Annotated in this window: 6 protein-coding genes and 1 tRNA gene; 6 read left to right on the top strand and 1 reads right to left on the bottom strand. The window is 33.3% G+C overall.

From position 1 onward, the window contains the following. From CI949_RS16430 to CI949_RS16415, 4 genes are all read left to right on the top strand, one after another. Positions 1–135: putative PEP-binding protein (locus tag CI949_RS16430; RefSeq protein WP_290768270.1), on the top strand; the 135-nt coding region annotated here is incomplete at its 5' end. Between the two features lie 177 nt (positions 136–312). Beyond that, positions 313–1,851 carry a glutamine-hydrolyzing GMP synthase gene (guaA, locus tag CI949_RS16425; RefSeq protein WP_133618314.1) on the top strand — a complete coding sequence of 513 codons (1,539 nt, stop codon included), beginning with the start codon at positions 313–315 and terminating at the stop codon, positions 1,849–1,851. Positions 1,852–1,874: 23 nt separating this feature from the next. Then, on the top strand, positions 1,875–2,177 hold the full coding sequence (locus CI949_RS16420) for a YerC/YecD family TrpR-related protein (protein WP_133618316.1): 303 nt from the start codon (positions 1,875–1,877) through the stop codon (positions 2,175–2,177). A gap of 222 nt (positions 2,178–2,399) precedes the next feature. Then, entirely contained in the window at positions 2,400–3,803 is a 1,404-nt protein-coding gene (locus CI949_RS16415) for an NAD(P)/FAD-dependent oxidoreductase (RefSeq protein WP_133618318.1), read from the top strand. Positions 3,804–3,908: 105 nt separating this feature from the next. On the opposite strand, the gene CI949_RS16410 is transcribed toward CI949_RS16415, so the two are convergent. Then, a tRNA-Pro gene (locus CI949_RS16410) sits at positions 3,909–3,985 on the bottom strand. Between the two features lie 157 nt (positions 3,986–4,142). On the opposite strand from CI949_RS16410, the gene CI949_RS16405 reads away from it, so the two are divergent. Further along, the gene (locus CI949_RS16405; protein WP_133618319.1) at positions 4,143–4,604 is read left to right on the top strand and encodes a redoxin domain-containing protein; all 462 of its coding nucleotides are present in this window, start codon (positions 4,143–4,145) and stop codon (positions 4,602–4,604) included. A 274-nt stretch (positions 4,605–4,878) separates the two neighbouring features. Further along, positions 4,879–5,283 (top strand): DUF456 domain-containing protein (locus tag CI949_RS16400; protein WP_290768264.1); only part of this gene is annotated, 405 nt, incomplete at its 3' end.

Below are 5,283 nucleotides of genomic sequence, written 5' to 3'. Positions count from 1 at the left end.
TGTGGAGAACATGGTGGAGAACCTTCATCAATTGAATTCTGTCATAAAAACAATCTAAATTATGTTTCCTGTTCACCTTATAGAGTTCCAATTGCTCGTTTAGCAGCGGCACAGTCTGCAATCAAACACAGTTAAAAAATAAATTCGTTTTAATTTAACTATTAAGTTATTTCAACTCCCTTCTATTTATTTTAAGCTAATAGAAGGGAGTTTTACTGTTTGAGGGAAATTAATCTTATTGCTGTTATTATGCTTGACAACTGTAGTCTTTAACCTGTATACTTTAGTAAATAAAAGCGGAAGGGGAATTTGATGGATTACGACAAAATACTTATTCTTGATTTTGGAGGTCAGTATAGTCAGCTGATTGCCAGAAGGGTAAGAGAATTTAATGTTTATTCTGTAATTAGAGGGCATGATATTGAGTTAGAAGAAATTAAAGAAATTGATCCAGCAGCTATAATTTTTTCTGGAGGACCAGATAGTGTAACAGCACCCAAGGCACCTGGTGTTGATCAAGGTGTTTTTGAATTAGGAATTCCTATTTTAGGTATTTGTTATGGAATGCAGTTAATGGCACAATTATTAGAAGCAGGTCAGGTTGAAAAAGCAGAGCACGGAGAATATGGGAAAGCTAATTTAGAGTTATTTACACAAAAAAAATTATTTAAAGAAATAGATAATTATTCACAAGTTTGGATGAGCCATGGTGATCATGTAAAAAAAGTGCCAGCAGGCTTTGAGGTGATTGCTAAAACAGAGCTAACTGAGGCAGCTGCTATGGCAGATTTTGAACGTGATTTTTATGGAGTTCAGTTCCATCCAGAGGTAAATCACACTATTCATGGTAAAACAATGCTGCATAACTTTTTATTTAGGATTGTTAAAGTTAATGCTAATTGGAATATGGCAGATTATATCAATGAAGAAGTCGAGAGAATTAGAAATCAAGTTGGTACCGGAAAAGTTATTTGTGGGCTTTCTGGGGGAGTAGATTCTGCTGTTGCTTCAGCTATAGTACATAAAGCTATTGGTGATCAGTTGACCTGTATTTTTGTTGATCACGGCCTTTTGCGCAAAGGAGAAGCTGAACAAGTAAAAAGAACCTTTGGAGAGGAATTTAATATTCCTTTAATTTATGTTGATGCTAAAGAAAGATTTTTAGATAGATTAGCAGGAGTAAAGGATCCAGAAGAAAAAAGGAAAATAATTGGTGATGAGTTTATTCAGGTTTTTGATGAAGAAGCTGAAAATTTATCAGATGTTCGTTATTTAGTTCAAGGAACAATTTACTCTGACGTTATAGAAAGTGGAGGAACTGATAAGGCAGCAACAATAAAAAGCCATCATAATGTTGGAGGTTTACCAGAAGAGATGAATCTTGAACTTGTTGAACCTCTTCACTATCTATTTAAAGATGAGGTAAGGAAAATAGGTGAAGTTTTAGGTTTACCAGAAGAGATTGTTTGGAGACAGCCATTCCCTGGACCTGGTTTAGCAATTAGGATTATTGGAGATGTTGATTGGGATAAACTAGAAATTTTAAGAAATGCAGATGCAATTGTCCAAGAAGAAATAAGAGATGCTGGACTTTATAGAGATATCTGGCAGTCTTTTGCGGTTCTACCTGATTTAAGAAGTGTAGGGGTTATGGGTGATGAAAGGACTTATGGTTATCCTATTATTTTACGAGCAGTAAATAGTGATGACGCTATGACTGCTGATTGGGCAAGACTTCCGTATGAGCTTATGCAGTCTATTTCTAATAGAATTGTTAATCAAGTTAAAGAAGTTAATAGGGTTGTTTATGATATCACATCAAAACCTCCCGGAACAATAGAGTGGGAGTAATTTTTAGAAAAGGGGTGTAAACTTTGGCCCGAACTATAAGAGATAAATTTACTGAGCAGCTATTTGAAGCCATTTTATTACTTGAAAGTAAAGAGGAATGTTATAATTTTTTTCAAGATATAGCTACTATAGGAGAAATCAAAGCCTTGGGACAGCGGCTTGAAGTAGCTAGAATGCTCAAAGAGGGTTATACATACGATCATATTGTTGATGAAACTGGAGTTAGTACAGCGACTATTAGCCGGGTTAAACGATCATTAGAATATGGTGAAGATGGCTATAATTTAATTCTGACTCGTCTGGAAGAAATGGAAGCTGCTGAATGATCGTTTAAAGTAAGATGGAGTAAATTTAATAATTTAAAATAATCGGCCTGAATTTTGGCCGATTTCTTTTTTGAAATTATAACTTTAGGCATATATTATAATTTTTTTCAAAAATAATAATATAAAAGCAGGAATTAAGCCTTTGGTCTAGAAACTATAATATTGGTTTGTCTAAAAAATATTATTTAGACTTTATTTAAAAACCTGGAGGTTTAAAAATTAATGAGCAAAAAAGATTATGATGTGATTATCATTGGTGCTGGACCAACTGGAATATTTACTGCAATGGAATTTATTAAAAAAGAAGCAGATCTCGATATTCTGATTTTAGAAAAGGGAACTGACCTGGAAAGAAGAGTCTGTCCAATGAAAGAAAATCCTGGCATGGGCTGTGTTAACTGTCCCAGTTGTGCAATAGTATCTGGTTGGGGTGGAGCAGGAGCTTATAGTGATGGAAAACTTTCTCTATCTCCTGATATTGGTGGAAATCTAGAAAATTACATAGGAAGACAGGAACTAATTGATAATATTGCCTATGCAGATGATATTTATATGGAATTTGGAGCTCCTGATCGGGTTTTTGGAGTTGCTGAAGATAAACAGGATGAAATAAGAAAAAAAGCTGTGAGAGCTGAATTGAAATTTATACCCGCAAGTTTAAGACATCTGGGAACAGGATATAGTCAGGTGGTTCTGCAGAATATGCAGGATTACTTAGAAGAACAGGGAGTAGAAATAAGATTTGGAGTCAATGTCAAGCAGTTTATAGTTGAAGCTGATAAAATTGAAGCTGTTAAGACTGCAGCAGGAGAAAAAATCTCAGCTGAATATGTGATGGCAGCTGCAGGAAGAGAAAATGCAGAGTGGTTAACCAATGAAGCAAAAAAAATGGACATTGAGACTGCTATTAATCCGGTAGATATTGGAGTTAGGGTGGAATGTCCAGCTGCAATTACGGAATATATGACTGACAATTTATATGAATCAAAACTGATTTATCATACACCAACTTTTGAGGATAAGGTAAGAACTTTTTGTATGTCACCATATGGAGAAGTTGTTAGTGAAAATAATCAGGGATTGATTACAGTTAACGGACATAGTCATTCTGATATTAAAACCAACAATACAAATTTTGCTCTACTTGTGAGCAAAACTTTTACTGAACCTTTTCATGAACCAATTACTTATGGTAAGGATATAGCTAAACTTGCTAATATGTTAGCTGGAGGAGTTTTAGTTCAGAGACTTGGAGATTTGCTTGAAGGTAGAAGAACTACAGAAGAGCGACTTAAACGTTCTGTTACCGAAGCAACTTTAAAAGATGCAACTCCTGGAGATTTGTCTTTGGTTCTTCCTCACAGACATCTAACTGGTATTATCGAAATGTTAAAAGCCCTTGATAAAATTACACCTGGTATTTATGGGCGTGATACATTACTTTATGGGGTTGAAGTTAAATTTTATTCTTCACGTTTAAATGTTGATAATAATCTGGAAAGTAAAGTAGAAAACCTATTCTTTGGTGGAGATGGAGCAGGTATAACTAGAGGATTAATGCAGGCATCTGTTTCTGGAATAGTTATAGCGCGTTCAATAATGAAGAAACTAAATAAAGAAAAATAGGTAGATAAATTAAAAATAGAAATGAATATTAAATAAAAGCAATAAAGCTCATGCTGTTTAGAAAAATCAAATTGAGTTTTATTGTTTTTTTTATTTTTAAAAAAGTGGTCTGGCTGCGGGGATTTGAACCCCGGACCTCTTCGTCCCGAACGAAGCGCGCTACCAAGCTGCGCCACAGCCAGTTAGTAATATATGTTATTATACCATAATTTATATTAATACAAAAGTAAAATAATTATGTAAATTGTTAAATTTTCACTTGATATTTATTCTCAATAACTATACAATTAAATCAAGTTAATAACTCAGGTTTAATATATTTAACAGGAGGTATTTTAAATGAAATTTAACAAAGGTGACAAAATTCCAGAATTCAAATTAAGAGATCACAATGAAGAAGAAGTTTCATTAGATGAGTTTGAGGGTAATAATATTTTACTTTCATTTCACCCCTTAGCCTGGACAAGTGTTTGCCGTAATCAAATGCAGGCATTGGAAGATAATTTTGATAAATTAGAAAGAAATAATACAGTTCCTCTAGGAATCAGTGTTGATCCTGTACCTTCCAAAAGCGCTTGGGCTGAAGATATGGAGTTAAAAAATTTAAGACTTGTATCTGATTTCTGGCCTCATGGTGAATTTGCTACAAAACTGGGCATTTTTATTAAAGAAAAAGGAATTTCTGGTAGAGTTAATATTCTAGTCAACTCTGAAGGAGAAGTTCTTTGGGCAAAAGAATATGATATTCCAGAATTACCTGATATTGATGAAGTGTTAGAAGTTGTAGCTAATAACGCTTAGAGCTTTAGCTATAATTATTTCCAATAAAATAATCATTACTGTTATTTAGCAATAGAGTAAAAAGTTCACAGCTAATTTTATTCTATAACAATTAATTTTAAGAGCAAGTAAATGCCCTGTTTTTTAGAACAGGGTTTTTTGCTTGCTCTTTGTAATTTGTGTTATAATAAAATTTAGGCAAGTCATTAAAAACTTTTTGTCAACTGAGTTTTAACTTCTTTAGAAACTTAAATATAAAAATTCATAACTGGCAATTATTTAAGGGGTGGTTATTTTGGAGATTTTTTTAATTATTATGGTTTTGATTTTATTTGCAGTAGAAATTGCGGCAATCTTTTTACCAGTGCTGCCGGATTCTGTATTTTTCTGGGCGGCGGTTATTTTATATAAATTAATTAAAACAAATATCAGTTATTCTGCTTATTTTTGGACCGGAGCAGTTTTAATTACAGTTATTATTTTTCTGGCAGATTATCTGGCCAATGCTTATTTTATTAAAAAACAGGGTGGAAGCAATAGAACAATTATGGTAGCTGTTATTGGAATGTTAGCTGGTACAATATTTTTGGGTCCTCTGGGTTTTATAATTGGCCCTTTTCTTTTAATATTTATCGCTGAATACTGGCAGAGCAGAAATAAAAAGAATTCCTTTAAACTTGCTTTAAGCAGTATCTTTGCT

This window comes from Halanaerobium sp. (assembly GCF_003070835.1).
The sequence above is the reverse complement of the archived record's forward strand: the minus strand, read 5'-3'. Positions and strand labels throughout refer to the sequence as shown.

Coding starts and splice junctions, on each gene's coding strand:
- guaA (WP_133618314.1), top strand. CDS start 313: ATGGATTACGACAAAATACTTATTCTTGATTTTGGAGGTCAGTATAGT.
- CI949_RS16415 (WP_133618318.1), top strand. CDS start 2,400: ATGAGCAAAAAAGATTATGATGTGATTATCATTGGTGCTGGACCAACT.
- CI949_RS16405 (WP_133618319.1), top strand. CDS start 4,143: ATGAAATTTAACAAAGGTGACAAAATTCCAGAATTCAAATTAAGAGAT.